This window comes from Pseudonocardia sp. ICBG1293, from assembly GCF_020131355.1.
Lineage (GTDB): Bacteria > Actinomycetota > Actinomycetes > Mycobacteriales > Pseudonocardiaceae > Pseudonocardia.
Genome location: NZ_JAHLEL010000047.1, coordinates 349,711 through 369,401 on the forward strand (window position 1 = coordinate 349,711; position 19,691 = coordinate 369,401).

General features: G+C 72.9%; 17 protein-coding genes. 13 read left to right on the forward strand and 4 right to left on the reverse strand.

The window, feature by feature from the left end:
• Positions 1 to 4: 4 nt before the first annotated feature.
• Positions 5 to 1,264, reverse strand: coding sequence for a beta-ketoacyl-ACP synthase II (fabF, locus tag KPF47_RS24895; protein WP_224391205.1), 1,260 nt, complete (start codon positions 1,262 to 1,264; stop codon positions 5 to 7).
• Positions 1,261 to 4,023, reverse strand: coding sequence for an aldehyde dehydrogenase family protein (locus KPF47_RS24900; protein ID WP_308015481.1), 2,763 nt, complete (start codon positions 4,021 to 4,023; stop codon positions 1,261 to 1,263). The genes fabF and KPF47_RS24900 overlap by 4 nt, the downstream gene beginning before the upstream one ends.
• 205 nt (positions 4,024 to 4,228) lie before the next feature.
• Between KPF47_RS24900 and KPF47_RS24905 the strand changes: the two genes are divergently transcribed.
• Positions 4,229 to 4,822, forward strand: coding sequence for a plasmid pRiA4b ORF-3 family protein (locus KPF47_RS24905; protein ID WP_224386178.1), 594 nt, complete (start codon positions 4,229 to 4,231; stop codon positions 4,820 to 4,822).
• Between the two features lie 31 nt (positions 4,823 to 4,853).
• On the opposite strand, the gene KPF47_RS24910 is transcribed toward KPF47_RS24905, so the two are convergent.
• The gene (locus tag KPF47_RS24910) at positions 4,854 to 5,699 is read right to left on the reverse strand and encodes an IS5 family transposase (RefSeq protein WP_224389824.1); all 846 of its coding nucleotides are present in this window, start codon (positions 5,697 to 5,699) and stop codon (positions 4,854 to 4,856) included.
• 325 nt (positions 5,700 to 6,024) lie between these two features.
• Here KPF47_RS24910 and KPF47_RS24915 point away from each other — a divergent pair, with 325 nt between their 5' ends.
• The 12 genes from KPF47_RS24915 (at position 6,025) to KPF47_RS24970 (ending at position 18,415) form a co-directional block, all read left to right on the forward strand.
• A complete protein-coding gene (locus KPF47_RS24915; protein WP_224391206.1) occupies positions 6,025 to 6,360 on the forward strand; it encodes a DUF485 domain-containing protein in 336 nt (111 codons plus the stop codon).
• On the forward strand, positions 6,357 to 7,913 hold the full coding sequence (locus KPF47_RS24920; protein ID WP_224391207.1) for a cation acetate symporter: 1,557 nt from the start codon (positions 6,357 to 6,359) through the stop codon (positions 7,911 to 7,913). Before KPF47_RS24915 ends, KPF47_RS24920 begins: the two co-directional genes overlap by 4 nt.
• Before the next feature lie 61 nt (positions 7,914 to 7,974).
• A complete protein-coding gene (locus KPF47_RS24925; protein WP_224391208.1) occupies positions 7,975 to 9,522 on the forward strand; it encodes a class I adenylate-forming enzyme family protein in 1,548 nt (515 codons plus the stop codon).
• 97 nt (positions 9,523 to 9,619) lie between these two features.
• Positions 9,620 to 10,369: an SRPBCC family protein gene (locus KPF47_RS24930; RefSeq protein WP_224391209.1), complete on the forward strand. Its 750-nt coding sequence runs from the start codon at positions 9,620 to 9,622 to the stop codon at positions 10,367 to 10,369.
• Positions 10,366 to 11,787: an aldehyde dehydrogenase family protein gene (locus KPF47_RS24935; RefSeq protein WP_224391210.1), complete on the forward strand. Its 1,422-nt coding sequence runs from the start codon at positions 10,366 to 10,368 to the stop codon at positions 11,785 to 11,787. The genes KPF47_RS24930 and KPF47_RS24935 overlap by 4 nt, the downstream gene beginning before the upstream one ends.
• Positions 11,784 to 12,929 carry a zinc-binding dehydrogenase gene (locus KPF47_RS24940; RefSeq protein ID WP_224391211.1) on the forward strand — a complete coding sequence of 382 codons (1,146 nt, stop codon included), beginning with the start codon at positions 11,784 to 11,786 and terminating at the stop codon, positions 12,927 to 12,929. The genes KPF47_RS24935 and KPF47_RS24940 overlap by 4 nt, the downstream gene beginning before the upstream one ends.
• Entirely contained in the window at positions 12,926 to 13,723 is a 798-nt protein-coding gene (locus KPF47_RS24945; RefSeq protein ID WP_224391212.1) for an MBL fold metallo-hydrolase, read from the forward strand. The genes KPF47_RS24940 and KPF47_RS24945 overlap by 4 nt, the downstream gene beginning before the upstream one ends.
• Before the next feature lie 9 nt (positions 13,724 to 13,732).
• Positions 13,733 to 14,497: an SDR family NAD(P)-dependent oxidoreductase gene (locus tag KPF47_RS24950; protein ID WP_224391213.1), complete on the forward strand. Its 765-nt coding sequence runs from the start codon at positions 13,733 to 13,735 to the stop codon at positions 14,495 to 14,497.
• A gap of 36 nt (positions 14,498 to 14,533) precedes the next feature.
• A complete protein-coding gene (locus KPF47_RS24955; protein ID WP_224391214.1) occupies positions 14,534 to 16,903 on the forward strand; it encodes a xanthine dehydrogenase family protein molybdopterin-binding subunit in 2,370 nt (789 codons plus the stop codon).
• Positions 16,900 to 17,097, forward strand: a complete 198-nt coding sequence (locus KPF47_RS24960; protein ID WP_224391215.1) for a hypothetical protein — start codon at positions 16,900 to 16,902, stop codon at positions 17,095 to 17,097. The genes KPF47_RS24955 and KPF47_RS24960 overlap by 4 nt, the downstream gene beginning before the upstream one ends.
• Positions 17,094 to 17,918 (forward strand): xanthine dehydrogenase family protein subunit M, encoded by an 825-nt coding sequence (locus KPF47_RS24965; protein WP_224391216.1) that lies wholly within the window; start codon positions 17,094 to 17,096, stop codon positions 17,916 to 17,918. Before KPF47_RS24960 ends, KPF47_RS24965 begins: the two co-directional genes overlap by 4 nt.
• A complete protein-coding gene (locus KPF47_RS24970; protein WP_224391217.1) occupies positions 17,915 to 18,415 on the forward strand; it encodes a (2Fe-2S)-binding protein in 501 nt (166 codons plus the stop codon). The genes KPF47_RS24965 and KPF47_RS24970 overlap by 4 nt, the downstream gene beginning before the upstream one ends.
• Before the next feature lie 28 nt (positions 18,416 to 18,443).
• Here the strand turns inward: KPF47_RS24970 and KPF47_RS24975 are convergent, their stop codons facing one another.
• The gene (locus tag KPF47_RS24975) at positions 18,444 to 19,553 is read right to left on the reverse strand and encodes a LacI family DNA-binding transcriptional regulator (RefSeq protein ID WP_224391218.1); all 1,110 of its coding nucleotides are present in this window, start codon (positions 19,551 to 19,553) and stop codon (positions 18,444 to 18,446) included.
• Positions 19,554 to 19,691: the final 138 nt, after the last annotated feature.

Sequence of the window (19,691 nt, forward strand, 5' to 3'; positions counted from 1 at the left end):
TCGGTCATCCCCGCCAGCGGCGCAGGACCAGCGACGCGTTGTGGCCGCCGAACCCGAACGAGTTGCTGAGCACGACGTCGACGTCGTGCTCCTGGGCCTCGTGCGCGACGAAGTTGATGTCGGCGGCGATCGGCCGGTGGCAGTTGATCGTCGGCGGGACCGCGCCGTCACCGAGGACACGCGTGGCCACCAGCGCCTCCAGCGCCCCGGTGCCGCCGATGAGGTGGCCGGTCATGGACTTCGTCGAGCTGATCGGGATCGTGGTGGCGTGGTCGCCGAGGACGGCGCGGATCGCCGCGAGCTCGCCCGCGTCGTTGAGCACCGTGCTCGTGCCGTGCGCGTTCACGTAGCCCACCGCGTCCGGGGCGACCCGGGCGTCGTCGAGCGCGCCGCGCATCGCCGCGCGCACCCCGCGCCCCTCCGGGTGCGGGGCGGTCCGGTGGTGGGCGTCGGAGGTCGAGGCGTAGCCCACGACCTCGGCCAGGATCGCCGCTCCGCGCGCCTGCGCGGACCCGGCGCTCTCCAGCACCGCGACCGCCGAGCCCGCGGACATGACGAACCCGTCGCGGTCCTCGTCGAAGGGGCGGCTGGCCGCCTGCGGGTCGTCGTTGCGCCGCGAGAGCGCCTTGGCGTTGCCCGTGGAGGCCATGTCGATGCGGGTGATGATGTCCTCCGACCCGCCCGCCACGACGGCGTCGACCACGCCGTGCCGGATCCAGCGCATCGCCTCGCCGAGCGCGTCGGTGCCGGAGGCGCAGGCGCTGGACAGGGCACGCGACGGCCCGGTCAGCCCGAAGCCCATGCTGATCTCGCCGGCCGCCGAGTCGATCGCGCCGGCCACCGAGGCCAGCGGGCTCACCGCCCGCGGCCCCTTCTCCCACAGCACCTGCAGGTACCCGGCCTGCGCCGAGGTCGGGCCGTAGCCGCTGCCGATGAGCACCCCGGTGCGGGCGGCGGTGGCCTCGTCGAGGGGCAGCCCGGACTGCGCCAGCGCCTCGGTCGCGGCGACGTAGGCGTACTGGGAGTACCGGTCCATCCGCCGGCGCTGCTGGTGGCCGAGGTACGCGGCGCCGTCGAAACCGTCGACCTCCCCGGCGATCCTCGTCGGCAGGTCGGAGCAGTCGAACGCGGTGACCGGCCCGATCCCGCTCCGTCCGGCGAGCAGCTCCTTCCACGTCGTCCCGGCGTCGAGGGCGAGCGGGGTCACCGCACCCCAGCCGGTGATGACGGTGCGGTGGGCGCCGTTGCCGAGGGTCGGGTTCATCGGTCTCCTCCGTCGAAGTAGTCGGCGACGACCTGGCTCAGCAGCAGCGGCCGCGCGGTGCGCTTGCGGCCGTGCGCGACGTAGTTGGCCCGGATCCCGGTGCCGCCGAAGGCGACGTTGCCGTCGTCGATGTCGACCAGCGTCCGGTCGACGCTGACCGTGTGCCGCCGCCGCAGCCGGGCGAGGGTCTCGGGCAGGTCGCCGTAGACGGTGGCGCCCATCGCCCGCTCCTCGAAGTACGGGTGGTCGAGCATGGTGTCGAGCCAGTCCTCCGAGCTGTAGGGCACGACGTTGAAGATCGGCGCGAACAGTTCGGGTGGGCGGACCTTGGTGTCGGCGGGCCGGATCAGCACGGTCGGGTCGACCCGCTCGTGTCCGAAGTCGACCGAGCCGCCGGCGGCGATGTACTGACGGTCCTTGCGCAGGACCTCCAGCGCGGAGTCGAGGCCGTCGCTGTAGAACAGCGGCCCGTAGTCGCTGGACGGGTCGTCGTAGGCACCGCAGCGCAGCTTCTCGACCCGGCGGACCAGCAGGCTGCAGAAGCGGGCGCTGATCGCGGTGTCGACGAACACGACGTCGGGGCCGAAACAGTCCTGGCCGGAGTTCAGCATCCGCGCGGTCACCAGCCCGTCGACGGCGTCGGAGATGCCGGCGTCCCGACCGATGACGAACGGGTTGACGCCCTGGCCGAAGAACACGAAGACCTGGTCGGGGCGCAGCCCGGAGCGGACCTTCTCGGCGTTGTCGTAGGTGCCGGTGAACACCAGCACGTCGGAGCGGGCGCCGGGCCCCTCGAGGAACTCCCGCTGCGGGGAGTCGTCGAGTACCAGCGGCAGCCCGTGCGCGTCGGCCAGCAGCTCGTGCAGCTTGCGGGTCACGTCGGCGATCCGCCGCGACGGCCGGAACACGATCTCACCGGTGTAGAGGCTCGGTACGAGCAGGTAGAGGACGTAGCCGTAGAGCGGGATGTTCGAGGGCATCAGCACGCTCATCCGGTCGATCGCGGCCGGGCCGTGACGCTCCACCTCGGCGGCGGCCCCGGTCAGCGCGGCGTGGGCCGCCTCGATCTCCCCCGCCACGGTGACGTGGTGGCTGACCTCCGTCATCACCGACACGATCTCGTCGCGCCTGCTGCTCAGCAGGTCCAGGACGTCGTGCAGCCGGGCCACCCGCTCCGGATAGGGGATCCGCGACGACGGCGCCGTCGTGGCCTGCCCCGACCCGCCGAGCACGTCCGCGGCGAGCTCGGCCAGCGCTGCCCGGTCGACCTTCCCGTTGGGCCCGCCCGGGAAGCGCTCGACGACCACGACCCGGTTCGGACGCTCGTGCGCACCGACCTGCTCCACCAGCAGCCTGCGCCAGTGGGCGACCGGCCGCAGCCGCGGGTCGGCGACCACGAACACCAGCGCCGAGCCACCGCGCCGGTCGTCGACCGGGACCACCTGCACCGGGACCCCGCAGCCTGCGGCCTTGTGCGCGATCGCGTCCGGGTAGAGCGTGTAGCCGAGGCGGTGCACCGCGGCCCGCCTGCCGAGCACGTGAAGCCTGCCCTGCTCGTCGCGGTACCCGAGGTCGCCGGTGGCGAAGCGCGGCCGGTGCACCGGCCAGACCCGGCCACCGGGCTCCAGCACCCCGGTCATGACGTCCGGGCTCGCGACGACGATCTGGCCGGCCGTACCCGGGGGAACGGCCTGGTCGGCGTCGTCGACGACCTCGACCTCGACGCCGTCGAGCGGCGTACCGCAGCCGGTCGGGTCGTCCGCGCCCGCGAGCGCGATGTTGCCGAGCTCGCTCGCCCCGTACCCGTCGAGCAGCGGCTGCCCGAGACGCTCGAGGAACTGCGCGCGCAGGTCCTCGAGCAGCGGCTCGCCGCCGACGCACCACAGGCGCACCGAGCTCAGGTCGGGCGCGGCGGCGTCGCGCTCCAGCAGCCGGAGCAGGGTGACGTAGGAGGCGGGCACCGCGTCGACGACGGTCACCGCGTGCCGCTCGACGAGCTCGACGGCGGCCTTGGTGCCCGCCGAGGGGCACAGCACCAGGGTCGCTCCCGCCCGCCACCACAGCAGGAGCATGGACAGCCCGTACTGGTGGGTGAACGGGAGCAGCGGGCACAGGACGTCGTCGGCGCGGTAGCGCATGCGGCGGGCGGTGCGTGCGGAGTTGCCGAGCACCGACGCCCCGGACCGGACGATGCCCTTCGGCCTGCCGGTGCTGCCCGAGGTCCAGACGACCAGGGCGTCCGGCCGGGAGCCCCACGCGCCCAGGTCGAGCTCCGCGCCCTCGTCGGCGGTTCCGGCGCCGTCCGCGGCGGTCCCGGCCTCGGCCTCGGCCGCCAGCGCGGTCAGGTCCAGCCAGCCGATCCGGACCGGGTCGAACTCGGCCTCCAGGCCGTCGTGGTCGGACAGCATCCATCGGGCGCCGCTCTCGGCGACGACCTCGCTGCACTCCCGCGCCGGCAGCGCCCGGTCGACCAGGGCCACCGACACACCGTGGTGGAGCAGTGCGAACAGGCCCACCACGAACTCGGGAGAGTTCGCCGCGGTGAGGACGACCCGGTCCGACGGTGCGACGCCCCGGTCCGCCAGCAGGCGGCCCAGGCGGCGGCATCGGACGGACAACTCGGTGGTGGAGATCTTCCGATCGCGTGCGTCGATCAGCATTTTTCGCCTCGGTGACGTAGCGGTGGATTGGCGATCCTCGTTCTCGGGAACGGCGGATGAACGCGCAGCAAACCAACGCAATCTGTCCTCGCCCCCCAACGAATGAATGCACCTTAGAGGTCATTTCAGAACGAGGTCGACGTGTCTGTTGTAGACGACAAGCGGCTATCTGACCTGCCGTTTGATCTGTCGTCGAGGGGTCAATGGAAACTCGACAAGTCGTTCTGAAACGACCTCTAAGACGTCGTTTCAGAAGTGGTGGGCCCGGTTCTGCCGGTGACGGCGGGGCTGGCAGCATCGGCTGATGGTCGCGCCTCGTGTGTCTGAGAAGACGAAGATTTTCGAGTTGGAGATCGTCCTGACCGAGGTGGTGCCGGCGGTCCGGCGTCGGGTGCAGGTGCCGGGCGAGGTCGACTTGGCGGTGTTACACGAGGTGGTGCAGTCAGTGATGGGCTGGACGAACTCTCATCTGCACGAGTTCGAGATCGTCGGGCGCCGCTACGGGATCCCAGACCCGGACTGGCCCGGACAGGATGTCGCCGACGAGACGAAAGAGAAGCTGTTTCGGCTGGTCAAGGCTGGTGACCGGTTCGGTTACGTCTACGACTTCGGTGACAACTGGGCCCACGAGATCACCGTCGAGGCGGTCGCGGCCGTCGAGCCGGGAGTGTGCTATCCGCGATGCGTCGCCGGGCAGGGGGCGTGCCCGCCCGAGGACGTCGGCGGGATCGGGGGGTATGAGGACTTCCAGGCCGTGCTCGCCGACCCTGACCATCCCGACCGCGCCGAGCGCCTGGAGTGGGCGGGCGGGCCGTTCGACCCGCACCGCTTCGACCCTGACGAGGCCGACCGGGCCTTGGAGTGGCTGGCCTGGCGGCCGCTGGCCCCGACCTCGTAGGCGAGTGCCTCAGCGAGGGCTGGGTCGACCATCACTTCGGCTTCGGCTTCGGCTTGGTGAGGCGGCGGTGGCAGATCAGGGCGCAGGCCAGCGATAACAGCGCGGTGATCGTGGATTCGGCGCGGTCGTAGCGCAGCGCGAGGCGGCGGAAGTCCAGCAGCCAGGACATGGTGCACTCGACGACCCAGCGGACCCGCCCGAGCCGGGTGGAGTCCTCGATCCCGCGCCGGGCGATCCGCACCCCGATCCCACGCCCACTCAGGTAGCGGCGGCAGCGGGGATAGTCGTAGCCCTTGTCGGCGTGCACCTTGTCCGGCCGACGTCGCGGACGCCCCGGCTGTCCCGCCCGTTCGCGGACGCCGGGGTTGGTGTCCAGCAGCGGGGCGAGCATCCGACTGTCGTGGGCGTTCGCCCCGGTGACCAGCGCATGCAGCGGGAGCCCGCCTCGGTCGCAGAGCACGTGGTACTTGCTGCCCGCCTTCCCGCGATCGGTCGGCGAGGGCCCGGTGGCCTCGCCGCGGCGCTTGGCCCGCACGCTCACGCTGTCCACCGCCGCCCGCGACCAGTCCAGCAGGCCCTGCTGGGCGAGGCGGTCGAGCATCACCCGGTGCAGCTGGGCCCAGACCCCGGCCTGCTGCCACTGCCGTAGCCGCCGCCAGCAGGTCACTCCGGACCCACAGCCGAGCTCGGCGGGCAGCGCGTTCCAGCTGATCCCGGTCTTGAGCACGAACACGATCCCGGCCAGAGCGGCCCGATCCGGCACCCGCGGACGGCCTGTCCGTCCCCGCTTGTGCTTGCGCGGCTTGGGCAGCAGCGGCTCCACCAGCGCCCACAGCTCGTCGCTCACCAATCGCTCGACACAAGATCGCCGCGCCACGACCGGACATGATCAGCTACCAGCGCCGATCCACACAGGACCGACACGCCGACTTCTGAAACGACCTCTAAGAACGACCGGTCGGGGCCGATCCGCCACCCGTGCATGCTAACGCTGACTAGTCCCGGTGCCAGCCGCCGACCCCGAGGTCCGGGGACACCGTGACCGGTGACGGACACCGTCGCCCGTGCAGCAGGCCGCGGAACAGCCGCGGAACAGCAGTGGGGCCGGGTGGAGCATTGCCAGAGTCCGGTGCTGCTGTCTACCTTGTCCGCATCAAACTTATGAGCGTTAGCTAGTCTGACGCCGACGGAAGGTCTCGACGATGAGTTCCGACGCCCCGGACTGGGAAGCGCTCCATCGATCCGCCCCCTTTCAGCAGCTGGTCGCCGAGCGCGGACGGTTCGTGCGGTACGCCGGCGCCGCGCTGCTCGTCTGGTTCGCGACCTTCCTGGCCGTCATCGGCGGAGCACCCGCGGTGGCCGGGACGGTCGTGGCCGCCGGCATGACGGTCGGCTTCCTGCTGGGCCTGAGCCAGTTCGTCGTGGCGTGGTTGCTGACCTGGGCCTACCTGCGCAGGTCGAACCGCCGGTGGGCCCCCCTCGAGCAGCGGGTGCGGGAGCTGGCCGCCGCCGGCGCGGAGCCCGAGGCCGCGCGGTGAACACCACCCGCCTGATCGCCTTCGCCCTGATCGTCGGCATCACCCTGGGGGTGACCGTCTGGGCATCCCGCCGGACCCACTCGGCGACCGACTTCTTCGCCGCCGGACGGGGGATCTCCGGGCCGCGCAACGGCCTGGCCATCGCCGGTGACCTGATGTCGGCCGCGACGTTCCTCGGCTTCACCGGGCTGATGTACCTGTCCGGCTTCGACGGCTGGATCATGCCGGCGGTCACGCTGGTCGCCTTCGTCCTGATCCTTCTCCTGTTCGCCGAGCGGATGCGCAACGCGGGCCGCTTCACCGTCGCCGACGTGCTCTCGTTCCGCCTGCGCGAGCGGCCGGTACGGGCCGCGACCGCCGCCTCCACCGTGCTGGTCGCGGTGATCTACCTGGTGGCCCAGCTGGTCGGGGCCGGGGTGCTGATCCGGGCGTTGACCGGCCTGTCCTTCACCCCGGCGGTCGTGCTGACCGGGCTCGCGATGCTCGCCTACGTCGTGTTCGGCGGCATGCTCGCCACGACCTGGGTGCAGATCATCAAAGCGGTCCTGCTCCTCGTCGCGGGGGCCGCGCTGACCATCGGCGTCCTCGTCCGGGTCGGCTTCGACCTGGGGACGCTGTTCACGACCGCGGCGGCGAACAGCCCGGTCGGGGACGCCTTCCTGGCCCCCGGGGGATCCGGTCGGTCGTTCCTCGACACCGTCTCGGTGGCGCTCGCGTTCGCGATCGGCACCGCGGCGCTGCCGCACATCCTGATCCGGTTCTTCACCGTCCCCGATGCGACACAGGCCCGCAGCTCCGCGGGGTGGGCGACGGCGCTGATCGGCACCTTCTTCGTGATGACCGCCGTGATCGGGTTCGGGGCCCGCGCGGTGCTGCCCGCGGAGTCCTCGGAGTCGGTGGGCCGCAGCGGCAACCTGGCGGCGCCGCTGCTCGCCGAGCACCTGGGCGGAGGGCCGGGCACGGTCGGTGGGGACCTGTTCGTCGCCTTCGTGTCGGCGGTCGCCTTCGCCACCATCCTGGCCGTAGTCGCGGGTCTGGTCCTGTCGGCGTCCGGAGCCGTGGCGCACGACCTCTGGGTCAACGTCATCCACCGCGGCCGGGCGACGAGCTCGGAGACGCGGGTGGCACGGATCGCCGCGGCCGGCATCGGTCTGGTCGCGATCGTCGTCACGCTCGGGATGGGCCCGGAGTTCAACGTGGCGTTCCTGGTGGGCCTGGCCCTGTCGGTGGCCGCGGGGGCCAACTTCCCGGCGCTCCTGCTCGCACTGACCTGGCGCCGGTTCACCACCACCGGCGCGATGAGCGGGATCGTCGCGGGCCTGGTCGCGTCGGTGGTCTGCATCCTGCTGGGACCGTCGGTCTGGCCCGGCGGCGCCGAGTCCGCGCCCTACCCGGTCGAGTACCCGACGCTGATCGCGATCCCGGTCGGCTTCCTCGCGTGCTGGATCGGCACGCTCCTGTCCTCCGAGCGGGGTGCGCAGCGCTCCTTCGACGAGCTGCAGGTGCGCTCCCAGACCGGGATCGGCTCCGAGCAGACCCCCGTCGCCCACTGACCCGTCCCCGGCGCCGGTGCACGTGCCGGTCGGGGGTCCCCATTCCGAGCAAGGAGCAACGGTGCTCAGAACCGAGTACATCACCACCGTGGCGGACCTGATGGCGACCCACGGGACCGCAAGGCCGGACCGCATCGCCTTCATCGACGACGACCGCACGATCACCTACGGCGCGCTCGCCAGGACGACCGCCCGGCTGGCCGGTCACCTGCAGCGGCTCGGGCTGCAACGCGGCGAGCGGGTCCTGCTCTACCTGGGCAACCGGGTCGAGGTCGCCGAGTCCTACCTCGCGATCCCGCGGGCCGGGGCGATCGCCGTCTGCGCCGACCCGCAGGCGACCCCGGCGGAGATCGGCCACATCCTGACCGACAGCGGGTCCCGGATCGTCGTCACCGACCACGAGCACCTCCCCGTCGTGCGTGAGCTCGCGACCGGGGCGGAGCTGCTCGCGGTGATCGTGGTGGACGGCCCGGCCGGCGAGCGGGAGATCGCCTACGCCGACCTGATCGGCGCCGAGGCCGGCCGGCCGCCGCGGGACTGTCTCGGTCTCGACGACGTCGCCTGGATGCTCTACACCTCGGGGACCACCGGCCGTCCCAAGGGCGTCCACCTCACCCAGCGCGGTTGCTTCTGGGTGGTCGCGGCCTGCTGGGCGCCGATCGCCGGCCTCGGCCCGGACGACGTCGTCCTGAGTGCGCTGCCGCTGTTCCACTCCTACGCACTCGTGCTGTGCGTGCTCGGGGTGTTCGCCGTCGGGGCGAGCGAGCGGATCCTCCCGCGCTTCTCGGTCTCCGGGACCGCCTCGCGGTTCGCCGGCGGCCCGGAGGGCGACGTGACCGTCTTCCCCGGGGTCCCGACCATGTTCCACTACCTGCTCGACCGGGTCGGTGACCAGGGATTCGACGCCCCGGCCCTGCGGGTCTGCATGTCCGCCGGCGCGATCCTGCCGGGCTCGGTCAACGAGAGGTTCGAGGCCGCGTTCGGGGTCCCGCTGCTCGACGGCTACGGGATCACCGAGACTTCGACCATGGTCACGATGAACTGGCCGACCGGCAGCCGCGTGCGGGGCTCGTGCGGCCTCCCGCTGCCCGGCCTGAGCGTCCGGCTCGTCGACCCGGCCACGGCCCTCGACGTGGGCCCGGAACAGGAGGGCGAGCTCTGGGTGCAGGGCCCGAACGTCACCCCGGGGTACCACGACCTCCCGGACGCGACCTCCGCCGTGTTCGTCGACGGCTGGTACCGCACCGGCGACCTGGGCCGGCGCGACGCCCACGGCTACCTGAGGATCAGCGGCCGGACCAAGGAGCTGATCATCCGGGGCGGGGAGAACATCTATCCCGCCGAGGTCGAGGAGGCGCTGGCGGGCGCGGAGGGGGTCGGCGACGTCGCCGTCGCCGCGGCACCGCACGAGCACCTCGGCGAGGTGCCGGTGGCGTTCGTGGTGCCCGCGGGCCCGGGGCCGCTCGACCACGACGCGGTCCTGGCCTCGGCCCGCGAGCGGCTCTCGTCGTTCAAGGTCCCCGACCGGCTCGTCGAGTGCGACACCATTCCGCGCACCGGGTCCGGCAAGATCCTCCGCTTCCGGCTGCAGAAGCAGCTGGACGCCTGACGCACCCGGCACGTGTCACCCCGCACCGGGGTTGGCGCGGCGTCCGCCATGGCCTACGGTAACTAACGAGCGTTAGTTAGTAAGGAGAGTGCGCACGATGGAGCTGACGCACACGTTCACCGTCTCCGAGCCCGTGGGCCGGGCCTGGGCGGTGATCACCGATCTCGAGCGGGTCGCCCCGTGCCTGCCCGGCGCGACTATGCTGGGCGTCGACGGCGAGGACTTCCGGGGTGCCGTCGCGGTCAAGGTCGGGCCGGTGACCGCCCGGTACGAGGGGGTCGCCCGCTTCGCCGAGCGCGACGACGACACGCACCACGCCGTCGTCCGGGCCGAGGGGCGCGACGTCGGTGGCCAGGGCAACGCGGCGGCGACCATCGACATCCGGCTGCGCGAGCGGGGCTCCGGCACCGAGGTCCTCGTCGTGACCGACCTCGACCTGGCCGGACGGGTCGCCCAGTTCGGTCGAGGGGTGATCGCCGACGTCAGCGGCAAGCTGATCGGCCAGTTCGCCCGCCGGCTCGAGGCCGAGATGGCCGGGACCGGCACCGCGGGCGACGCAGCCGGCGACGGCACACCGGTCACCACCCGGCCGGACGCGACCTCGACCGCACCCCGGGATCGGGACCCCGAACCGCTCGACCTGCTGGCCACCGGCGGTGGCGTCATCGGGTCACTCGCCCGGCGGCACGCACTGCCGGCCGGCACGGCCCTGGTCGGGCTCGTGCTCGGTGTGCTCGTGGGGCGCACCCGGCGCCGTCGCGCCCACGGCCCCGGACCGGCGGGCGCGCCGGTGCTCCAGCTCGTCCTGCCCGGCGCCCACATCGACTCCCGGAAGGCGGACCGATGACCGACACCCGCTCGCAGGACATCCTGCGCGAGCCCCACCTCTACGTCGGCGGGCGGTGGACCGCGGGACGCGGCCCCGACCTCGAGGTCGAGAACCCCGCCACGGAGGAGACGACCGGCGTGGTCACCCAGGCCGGCGCCGAGGACGTCGAGGCGGCGATCGCCGCCGCCCGCGAGACGTTCGACGGCTGGGCCATGACGCCGGTGCGCGAACGCGCCGCCGTGCTGCGACGGGCCCGGGCCCTCCTCGCCGAGCGGGCCGACGAGCTCGCGACGATCATCAACAGGGAACAGGGTTCACCCCCGAAGCTGGCGCGCGCCCTGCACGTCGACACCCCCATCGCCGTCGTCGACGCCACCGTCGAGGCGCTGGAGAGGTTCCCGTTCCGCAGCGAGCTGGGGACCTCGATCGTGCTGCGCGAACCGGTCGGCGTCGTCGGCGCGATCACGCCGTGGAACCTGCCGCTGCACCAGGTCGTGGTGAAGGTGGTCCCCGCGCTGGCCGCCGGCGCGACCGTGGTGCTGAAGCCGGCCGGGCTCACTCCCCTGGCCGCGTTCGCCCTGGCTCGGGTCCTCCACGACGCCGGGCTTCCGCCGGGCGTGTTCAACCTGACTCCGGGCAGTGGCCGGGTCGTCGGGGACCTGCTCACCCGCCACCCCCACGTCGACCAGGTGTCGTTCACCGGCTCGACCCCGACCGGCCGGACGGTCGCGGCCGCCGCGGCCGGGACCGTCAAGCGGGTCACCCTCGAGCTGGGCGGGAAGTCCGCCAGCGTCGTGCTGTCCGATGCGACCGAGGAGCAGCTCGCGACGGCGGTCAAGGTGACCGTCGCCAACTGCTTCCTCAACGGTGGCCAGACGTGCACGGCGCTGTCGCGCCTGATCGTGCCCCGCGACCGGCTCGCCCGGGTGGAGGAGCTCGCCGCCGCGGCGGCGGCGAGGTACACCCCGGGTGGTCGCCTCGGCCCGCTGATCTCCGCGGGCCAGCGCAAGGAGGTCGAGGCGTTCCTGGTACCGGGAGCGGGCGGCGACCACGCGATCACGGTGACCGGTGGGATCGACCTCCCGGACAGGGGGCACTGGGTCGTCCCGACCGTCGTCTCCCGGGTCGACCCGGACTCGCGGCTCGCGCAGGAGGAGGTGTTCGGCCCGGTGCTGTCGATCCTCGCCGCGGACTCCGACGACGACGCCGTCCGGATCGCCAACCACAGCATCTACGGTCTCGGCGGCGCGGTCTGGGGCGGTGACGACACCGCTCTCGCCGCCGCCGGCCGGCTGCGCACCGGCCAGGTCGACGTCAACGGCGGTGGCTTCAACCCGGGCGCGCCGTTCGGCGGCTACAAGCAGTCCGGTGTCGGACGCGAGATCGGCGAGCACGGCATCGCCGACGTCTGCGAGACCAAGGCGGTGCAGCGATGAGTGTCCAGGACGTCGCGACCGACCGGACCGACTCCGGGTTCCCGCACCGCACACGGGCCGCGGTGCTGCGTCAGATCGGCACCCCGATGACCGTCGAGACCATCCGGCTGCGCGCGGTCGGCCGCGCCGACGTGCGGGTGCGGATCGACCGCACCGGCGTCTGCCACTCCGATCTCTCCCTGGCCGACGGCACGCTCGGGCAGCCCCTGCCCGCGGTCCTCGGGCACGAGGCCTGCGGCACCGTCGTCGAGACCGGCTCCGGGGTGACCGACCTCGCGGAAGGTCAGCGGGTCATCCTGCTGTGGATCACACCGTGCCGGGAGTGCTTCGCCTGCACCCACGGGCAGCCGCACCTGTGCGAGAGCGGGTCGTCGCGGGCGGGCGAGCCCTACGCGCTGACCGAGGACGGTCTGCCGGTCCATCCCGGCCTGACCGTCGGCTCGTTCGCCGAGCAGACCGTCGTGCCCCGTGCCGCCGTCGTACCGGTCCCCGACGACATCGACACCGTCGACGCCGCTCTCCTCGGGTGCGCGGTCACCACGGGGGTCGGTGCGGTGACCCACACCGCCGGCGTCGAGCAGGGGGCGTCGGTCCTGGTCATCGGGCTCGGTGGGGTCGGTCTGTCGGTGCTGCAGGGCGCCCGCCTCGCCGGTGCCGGGACGGTGGTCGCCGTGGACCGCAACCCGGAGAAGGCCGACCTCGCCTCCGCCGCCGGAGCGACCCATTTCCTACCGGCCGACGAGGGGACCAGGAGGGCCGTCCGGTCACTGACCGCAGGACGCGGCGCCGACCACGCCTTCGACTGCGTGGGCTCGTCGCGCACGATCCGGGACATGTGGTCGCTCACCCGCCGGGGTGGGACGGCCACCGTCGTCGGGATCGGCGCGAAGGACGACATGGTCTCGTTCTCCGCCCTCGAGCTGTTCCACTTCGCCCGGACCCTGCGCGGCTGCGTCGCCGGATCGGTCGACGCGACGACCGAGATGCCCCGGTTCTTCGACTGGGTCCGCACCGGGCAGCTCGACCTGCGCGGCCTGGTCACCGGGCACGGCCGACTCGAGTCGGTCGACGACGCGCTCGCCGAGCTCGAGGCCGGCCGTGGGGTCCGCACCCTGCTCGCCCCGGGCGGTGGTGGGGCATGAGGATCGGCACGATCGAGGTCCTGCCCGTCCTCGACGGCACCGGACGGGAGCCGGCCGCCGAGGTGCTGACCCGGCCGGGCGTCCCGGACGCCTGGGCCTGTCACGGCGACCAGCTCGACGAGCACGGAACGCTGCACCTCGATCTCGGTGGGTTCCTGGTCCGCACCGGCGATCGGACGATCCTGGTCGATGCCGGGGTCGGCACCATCGACAACGGCAGGTACTCCGGCGGGCGGTTCCTCGACTCGCTGCGCGGGTACGGCGTCGGCCCCGAGGACGTCACCGACGTCGTGTTCACCCACCTGCACTTCGACCACGTGGGCTGGGCGACGAGGAAGGGGGCGGTCGTCTTCCCGCGCGCGACCTACCGGGTCCACGCCGCGGACTGGGCGCACTTCGTCGACTCCCCCGACGCCGAGCCGGGCGCCGTCCGCAAGCTCACGCCCCTGACCGGACGGCTCGAGACCTTCGACACCGACACCGTGCTCGCCCCCGGTCTCAGCGCCCGGCACACCCCCGGCCACACCCCGGGATCGACCGTCTTCGTCGTCGCCGACGGCGACGAGCGTGCGTTGCTGCTCGGCGACGTCGTCCACTCGGTGGTCGAGCTGCACGAGCGCGACTGGGAGGCGGTCTTCGACGTCGACCCGGTCGCCGCGGGCGCGGTCCGCAACGCCATCGCCGACGAGGTCGCGGACTCCCCCGACCTCGTCGTCGGCGCCCACTTCCCGGGTCTGCGGTTCGGCCGGGTCGTCACCGCCTTCGGCAACCGCACCTTCCAGCAGATCGTCTAGGAGCACCTCATGGATCTTCAGCTCACGGGGACGAACGTCCTGATCACCGGCGCCGGGCAGGGGCTGGGCCGCGCGCTCGGTCTCGGGTTCGCCGGCGAGGGCGCCAACGTCGCCTTCCACTACAACTCCTCGGGCGAGGGGGCCGAGAAGGCCGCGGCGGAGGCCGCCGAGCTCGGTGTCCGGTCCATCGCGGTGGGCGGGGACCTCCGCGACGCCGGCGCGGTCGCCGCCATCGTGGCCCGCACCGAGGACGAGCTCGGCCCGATCGGCGTCCTGGTCAACAACTCCGCGGTGACCAGGAAGCAGCGTTTCCTGGACTCGACCCCGCAGGACTGGGCACCGCAGATCGACGTGACGGTCACCGGCACCCTGCAGCTCACCCACGCCGTGGCGAAGCAGATGGCCGAGCGCGAGAGCGGATCGATCGTGAACCTGATGGGCGACTCCGGACGGGTGGGCGAGTCGGGTCTGCTGGTGACCGCCACCGCGCGCTCCACGACCGTCGGTCTGACCCGGTCGCTGGCCAAGGAGCTGGCCCGCTACAGGATCCGCGCGAACGCGGTGTCGCTGGCCCTGGTCCGCACCGACAACTTCGACGCCCACGCCGGAACCCCGGAGGCGGACACGATGAAGAAGATCCTCTCCGCCTACCCGCTGCGCCGGTTCGGCCACCCCGACGACATCACCCCGATGGTGCTGCTGCTCGCCTCACCGCTGTCGTCCTGGACCACGGGGCAGGTCGTGTCGGTCAACGGCGGCTACGCGATGCCGTGACCGGCCGGATCCGAGACGCTGCACCGAGGAGGACAGATGAGTGAGGACACCGCGGTCGACGAGGACCGCGTGGGCGTCGACGACGCCGCCCCCGCCGCGGTGGGCTCCCTGGGCCGCAACGTCCGGCGCAAGGAGGACCAGCGCCTGGTCACGGGGCACGGCCGGTTCGTGACCGACATCGAGCTGCCGCGGATGCGGCACGTGGCCTTCCTGCGCAGCCCGTACGGCCACGCGCGGATCACCGGCACCGACACCGCCGCTGCCCGCGAGGCCGGGTTCGCCGTCTTCACCGGTGCCGACTTCGCCCACGTCGAGCTGCGCGCACAGTCGGCGCTGCCCTCCTACGTCGAGACCGTCCAGCCGGTCCTGGCCCACGAGAAGGTCCGGTTCGCCGGCGAGGCGGTGGTCGCCGTCGTCGCCCGGGACCGGTACCGGGCCGAGGACGGGCTGGAGCTGGTCACGGTGGACTACGAGCCGCTGGCCCCGACGGTCTGCGCGTGGGAGGCACCGACCGAGCCGGTGCACGCCGAGGCGCCGGACAACGTGCTGCTGGAGCGGACCTTCGACGCCGGCGACGTCGACGACGTCCTGGCGTCGGCCGCGGTGGTCGTCGAACGGGAGCTGACCACGAACCGGCATGCGGGCAACCCGATGGAGTGCCGCGCCGGGGTCGCGGTGTGGGACGCCGCGGACGGCAGGCTGACGTTCTGGAACGGCACCCAGGTCCCGCACATCGCCCGCAACATGATCGCGGAGCTGATGGGCCTGCCGGAGGGCAGGGTCCGGGTGGTCGCCCCCGACGTGGGCGGCGGGTTCGGGGTGAAGGCGGTGCTCTACCCGGAGGACCTCGCGCTGTGCCTGATGGCGCGGGAGATGCCGGGCGTCCCGCTGAAGTGGGTCGAGGACCGGGCCGAGCACCTGCTCGCCGCGACCCACGCCCGCGACCACCGGTACCGGATGCGGGCCGGATTCGACGCCGAGGGGACGCTGTTGGCCGTCGACGCGGACGTGACCTGCAACGTCGGGGCGTACTCGGTGTACCCGTGGACCGCGGGCATCGAGCCGCTGATGGCCGGCGGGCTGCTCAGCGGGCCCTACAAGCTGCAGAACTACCGCTGCACCGTCCGCGGGGTCGCGACCAACACCGCGCCGTCGGGGCCCTACCGCGGTGTCGCGCGACCGGCGAGCGTGTTCGCGATGGAGACGATGTTCGACGCGGCGGCGACGCGGCTGGGCATCGACGCGATCGAGATCCGCCGACGCAACGTCATCACCCCCGCCGACATCCCCTACCGGATGCCGTCGCGTCTGGTCGACGACTCCGGCCACTACGGCGAGTGCCTCGACAAGGCGCTCGAGGCGCTGGACTACGACGCCGTTCGTGCCGAGCAGCGGCGTCGCAGGGACAGCGGCGAGGCCCCGATCGGGATCGGGGTGGCCGTCTACAACGAGCTCACCGGGCTCGGCCGCGCCGCCAGCGCCGGCCCCCGGATGCCGTTCCGGACGGGCCACGACGCCTGCACCGTGCGGGTCAACCCGGACGGCCGTCTCACCGTGCTGTCCGGGGTCACCTCCCAGGGGCAGGGCCTGGAGACCACCGTCGCCCAGATCGTCGCCGACGCCGTCGGCGTCCGCTACGACGACGTCGACGTCCGCATCGGGGACACCGACGAGTCCCTCTGGGGCTTCGGGGCGTTCTCCTCCCGCCAGGCGGTGATCGGCGGGGGTGCCGCACACAACACCGGTCTCGCGGTCCGGAAGAAGATCATCACCCTGGCGGCCGGGCTGATCGAGGCCGCCGATGCGGACCTGCGGATCGAGAACGGCGAGGTCTACGTCGTCGGCGACCCGGAACCCCACCTCACCGTCGCCGAGGTCGCCCGGGTCGCCTACCTGGAGTCCCACCGTCTCCCGCCCGGGATCGACCCCGGACTCGACGCGACCACCTTCTACGACCCGATCCGGGGCGCCTTCGCGGCCGGGGCGCAGGTCGCCGTGGTGGAGGTCGACCGGGCCACGGGCGAGCTGCGGATCCTGTCCTACGTCTGTGTCGAGGACGCCGGCCGCGCGATGCACCCACAGATCGTCGACGGGCAGATCGCCGGCTCGATCGCCCAGGGCATCGGCGGTGCGCTCTACGAGCACCTCGTCTACGACGACGCCGGGAACCTCTCGACCGGGACACTGCTGGACTACCTCATGCCCACCAGCGCCGAGGTGCCGGACCTGGTCATCGGCCACGTCTCGCGGCCTGCGTCGAACCCGCTCGGGGTCCGGGGCGTCGGGGAGGGCGGGACCCTCGGTCCCAACGCGGTCCTCGCCGGGGCGCTGCGCGACGCGCTGGGGATCGACGTCGACGAGCTGCCGGTGAGCCCGGCGCGCGTCTGGAAGGAGCTCCAGCGATGATCGCGACGTCCTGGTACGGCCGCGTCGCGGTGGTCACGCTCGACCGGCCCGGGCCCGCCCCGCTGACCACCGGCTGCCCGACACGCGTGCTCGACGCCGCGGTCGAGGCCTGCCGGGCCGACGACGACGTCGCCGAGGGGCGCCTCTCCCGCACGGAGAACCGCTCCGGCGTGCCGAGGGAGATGAGCGCGTGAAGTGCGCCCCGTTCGACTACGTCCGTGCGAGCAGCGTCGAGGAGACCGTCACGGTCCTCGGCGAGACCGACGGTGAGGGCAAGATCCTCGCCGGCGGTCAGAGCCTGGTGCCCGTGCTCGCGCTCCGGATGGCACGCCCGGCGGTGCTGGTCGACGTCAACCGGATCCCGGGTCTGTCGGCGATCCGGCGCGTCGAGGACACCCTCGAGGTCGGCGCCACCGTGCGGCACAGCCGGCTCGTCGAGCAGACCGAGCACCCGCTGCTCGCCGAGGCCGCCCGGTGGATCGGCCACACCGCGATCCGCTCCCGGGGGACGACCGGCGGCAGCATCGCCCATGCCGACCCCTCCGCCGAGCTCCCCGTCGTCGCCGTGGCCACCGGCGCGACGGTGACCGTCACCGGGCCGCGGGGGGCACGCGCGGTCGATGCCGAGGACCTGTTCGTCGGCGCCCTGACGACCTCCCTCGACGAGGACGAGATGATCACCGCGGTCCGGTTCCCGCTGCCGTCCCGGTGGGGCTTCGCCGAGTTCGCGCGCAGGCACGGTGACTTCGCCCTGGTGACCGCCGTCGTCACCGAGGTACGTGGCCGTCCCCGCATCACCTTCGGCGGCGTCTCCTCGGTGCCGCAGCGTGCGACCGACGCCGAGCAGGCCCTGTCCGACGGCCGGCCGGCGGCCGAGGTCGCGCGGACCGCCGCCGAGGAGATCGAGCCGACCGCGGACCTGCACGGCTCGGTCGAGTTCCGCCGGGCGATCGCCGCCGAGATGACCCGCCGCGCGCTCGCGCAGTTCGATTCCCCCCGGGAGCACAGCCGATGAAGATCAGTTTCAGCGTCAACGGCGAGCGGGCCGAGCTCGACGTCGAACCCCGTCGCACCCTCGCCGACGCCCTCCGCGAGGACTGCGGCCTGACCGGGACCCACCTCGGCTGCGAGCACGGCGTCTGCGGAGCCTGCACCGTCCTCGTGGACGGTGAACCGGCACGCGCCTGCCTGATGTTCGCGGTCCAGGTCGACGGGGCGTCGGTCAGCACCGTGGAGGGGCTGCAGGGCACCGACGGCCGGCTGCACCCCGTCCAAGAGGCGTTCGTGGCGTGCCACGGGCTGCAGTGCGGGTTCTGCACACCGGGGATGCTGATGTCGGCCTGCCACCTGATCGACACCGAACCGCACGCCGACCGCGAGACGATCCGGGCCCAGATGTCCGGCAACATCTGTCGGTGCACCGGCTACCAGGGCATCGTCGACGCCGTCGAGCGCGCGCGCGACGAGATGTGCACCCCGACGCCGCCCGGCCGGGACGGCCCGGCGCGGTAGGGCACCGGTTCCGGCACCGACGTCACGCTCACCGGGCAGGGCCGCGCGACCGTCCGGGAGGATGTCCCTCCTCCGGCAGTCCCCCGGCGGGCGCGGCGGTGGACCGGCGGACCACGAGTTCGGCCGCCAGTGCCCCGGCCGGCTCCACGGTCCTGCCCGCCAGGCCGGCGAGCAGGTGCTCGACGGCACGCCGGCCGGCGAGCTGGAGCGGGCTGCGGACCGTGGTGAGGGCCGGTTCGATCAGTTCGCTGCCGAAGATGTCGTCGAACCCGGTCACGCTCAGCCGGCCCGGCACGCCGACACCGGCGTGCGCCGCGGCCTGCATGAGGCCGATGGCGACGAGGTCGTTGAAGGCGACGGCGGCGGTGACCCGCGCGGCGACGACGCGCCGCAGTGCCGCACGGCCGCCCTCGATCGTCGGCGCGTTCGGGCCGATCTCGACGAGCCCCATCCGGCGGCTCTCGGCCCCGTCGAGCAGGTTCTCCCAGCGGCGCTCACTCATCCACGACGCGGTCGGGCCGGAGAGGTAGGCGAGCGACCGGTGACCGAGCTCGTCGAGGTGGTCCAGGAGGGCGGTCACACCCTGCGACACGTCGGGGACGACGGCAGGCACGTCCTCGAGCGCACGGTTGATCAGCACCAGGGGCTTCTCCCGGGCGATGGCATGGATCCGGTCCGACGCGAGACGGCTCATCGAGAGGATCACCCCGTCGACGCTCGGCAGGATGCGCCGCACGGCGGCACCCTCGGCATCCCCGGACTCCTGCGACTCCGCGATGATCAGCGTGTAGCCCTCCGCGCTCGCCGCCTTCTCCGCACCGCGCACGATTCCGAACACGACCGGGTTGGTGATGTCGGCGACGACCAGTGCAATGGTTCCCGTCCGGCCGGTGTGCAGGGCACGGGCCATGGGATTGACACGGAAATTCAGCTCCTCGGCCGCCCGGCGGATCCTCGCCTCCGTCGTGGCGTTGATCCGGCCGGGCTTGCTCAACGCCCGCGAGACGGTGGACGGCGCGACGCCGGCGCGCTCGGCGACGTCGTAGATCGTGACCGCGCCGGTGCGCCGTGACATCCGGGGAGCGTCGGTGGGAGCACCGTTCGCCGCGTCCCGCTCCTCCGGCTCGTCGCCGTTCATCCACCCGCACCCATCTCGCTGCAGCGTCCACGGCCCTGTCGACCGCGACGTCCACGGTAACGGTGACAGGTCGTCCGCCGGTCACGGCGAGCACGCCGCGACGAGCCGGACCTCCGTGACCGCATCTCCGTGGCCATG

What these genes read in the sequence shown, in the direction of transcription:
- fabF (WP_224391205.1), bottom strand. Translation starts at nt 1,264, where the DNA reads ATGAACCCGACCCTCGGCAACGGCGCCCACCGCACCGTCATCACCGGC.
- KPF47_RS24905 (WP_224386178.1), top strand. Translation starts at nt 4,229, where the DNA reads ATGGTCGCGCCTCGTGTGTCTGAGAAGACGAAGATTTTCGAGTTGGAG.
- KPF47_RS24915 (WP_224391206.1), top strand. Translation starts at nt 6,025, where the DNA reads ATGAGTTCCGACGCCCCGGACTGGGAAGCGCTCCATCGATCCGCCCCC.
- KPF47_RS24930 (WP_224391209.1), top strand. Translation starts at nt 9,620, where the DNA reads ATGGAGCTGACGCACACGTTCACCGTCTCCGAGCCCGTGGGCCGGGCC.
- KPF47_RS24935 (WP_224391210.1), top strand. Translation starts at nt 10,366, where the DNA reads ATGACCGACACCCGCTCGCAGGACATCCTGCGCGAGCCCCACCTCTAC.
- KPF47_RS24940 (WP_224391211.1), top strand. Translation starts at nt 11,784, where the DNA reads ATGAGTGTCCAGGACGTCGCGACCGACCGGACCGACTCCGGGTTCCCG.
- KPF47_RS24945 (WP_224391212.1), top strand. Translation starts at nt 12,926, where the DNA reads ATGAGGATCGGCACGATCGAGGTCCTGCCCGTCCTCGACGGCACCGGA.
- KPF47_RS24950 (WP_224391213.1), top strand. Translation starts at nt 13,733, where the DNA reads ATGGATCTTCAGCTCACGGGGACGAACGTCCTGATCACCGGCGCCGGG.
- KPF47_RS24955 (WP_224391214.1), top strand. Translation starts at nt 14,534, where the DNA reads ATGAGTGAGGACACCGCGGTCGACGAGGACCGCGTGGGCGTCGACGAC.
- KPF47_RS24960 (WP_224391215.1), top strand. Translation starts at nt 16,900, where the DNA reads ATGATCGCGACGTCCTGGTACGGCCGCGTCGCGGTGGTCACGCTCGAC.
- KPF47_RS24970 (WP_224391217.1), top strand. Translation starts at nt 17,915, where the DNA reads ATGAAGATCAGTTTCAGCGTCAACGGCGAGCGGGCCGAGCTCGACGTC.
- KPF47_RS24975 (WP_224391218.1), bottom strand. Translation starts at nt 19,553, where the DNA reads ATGAACGGCGACGAGCCGGAGGAGCGGGACGCGGCGAACGGTGCTCCC.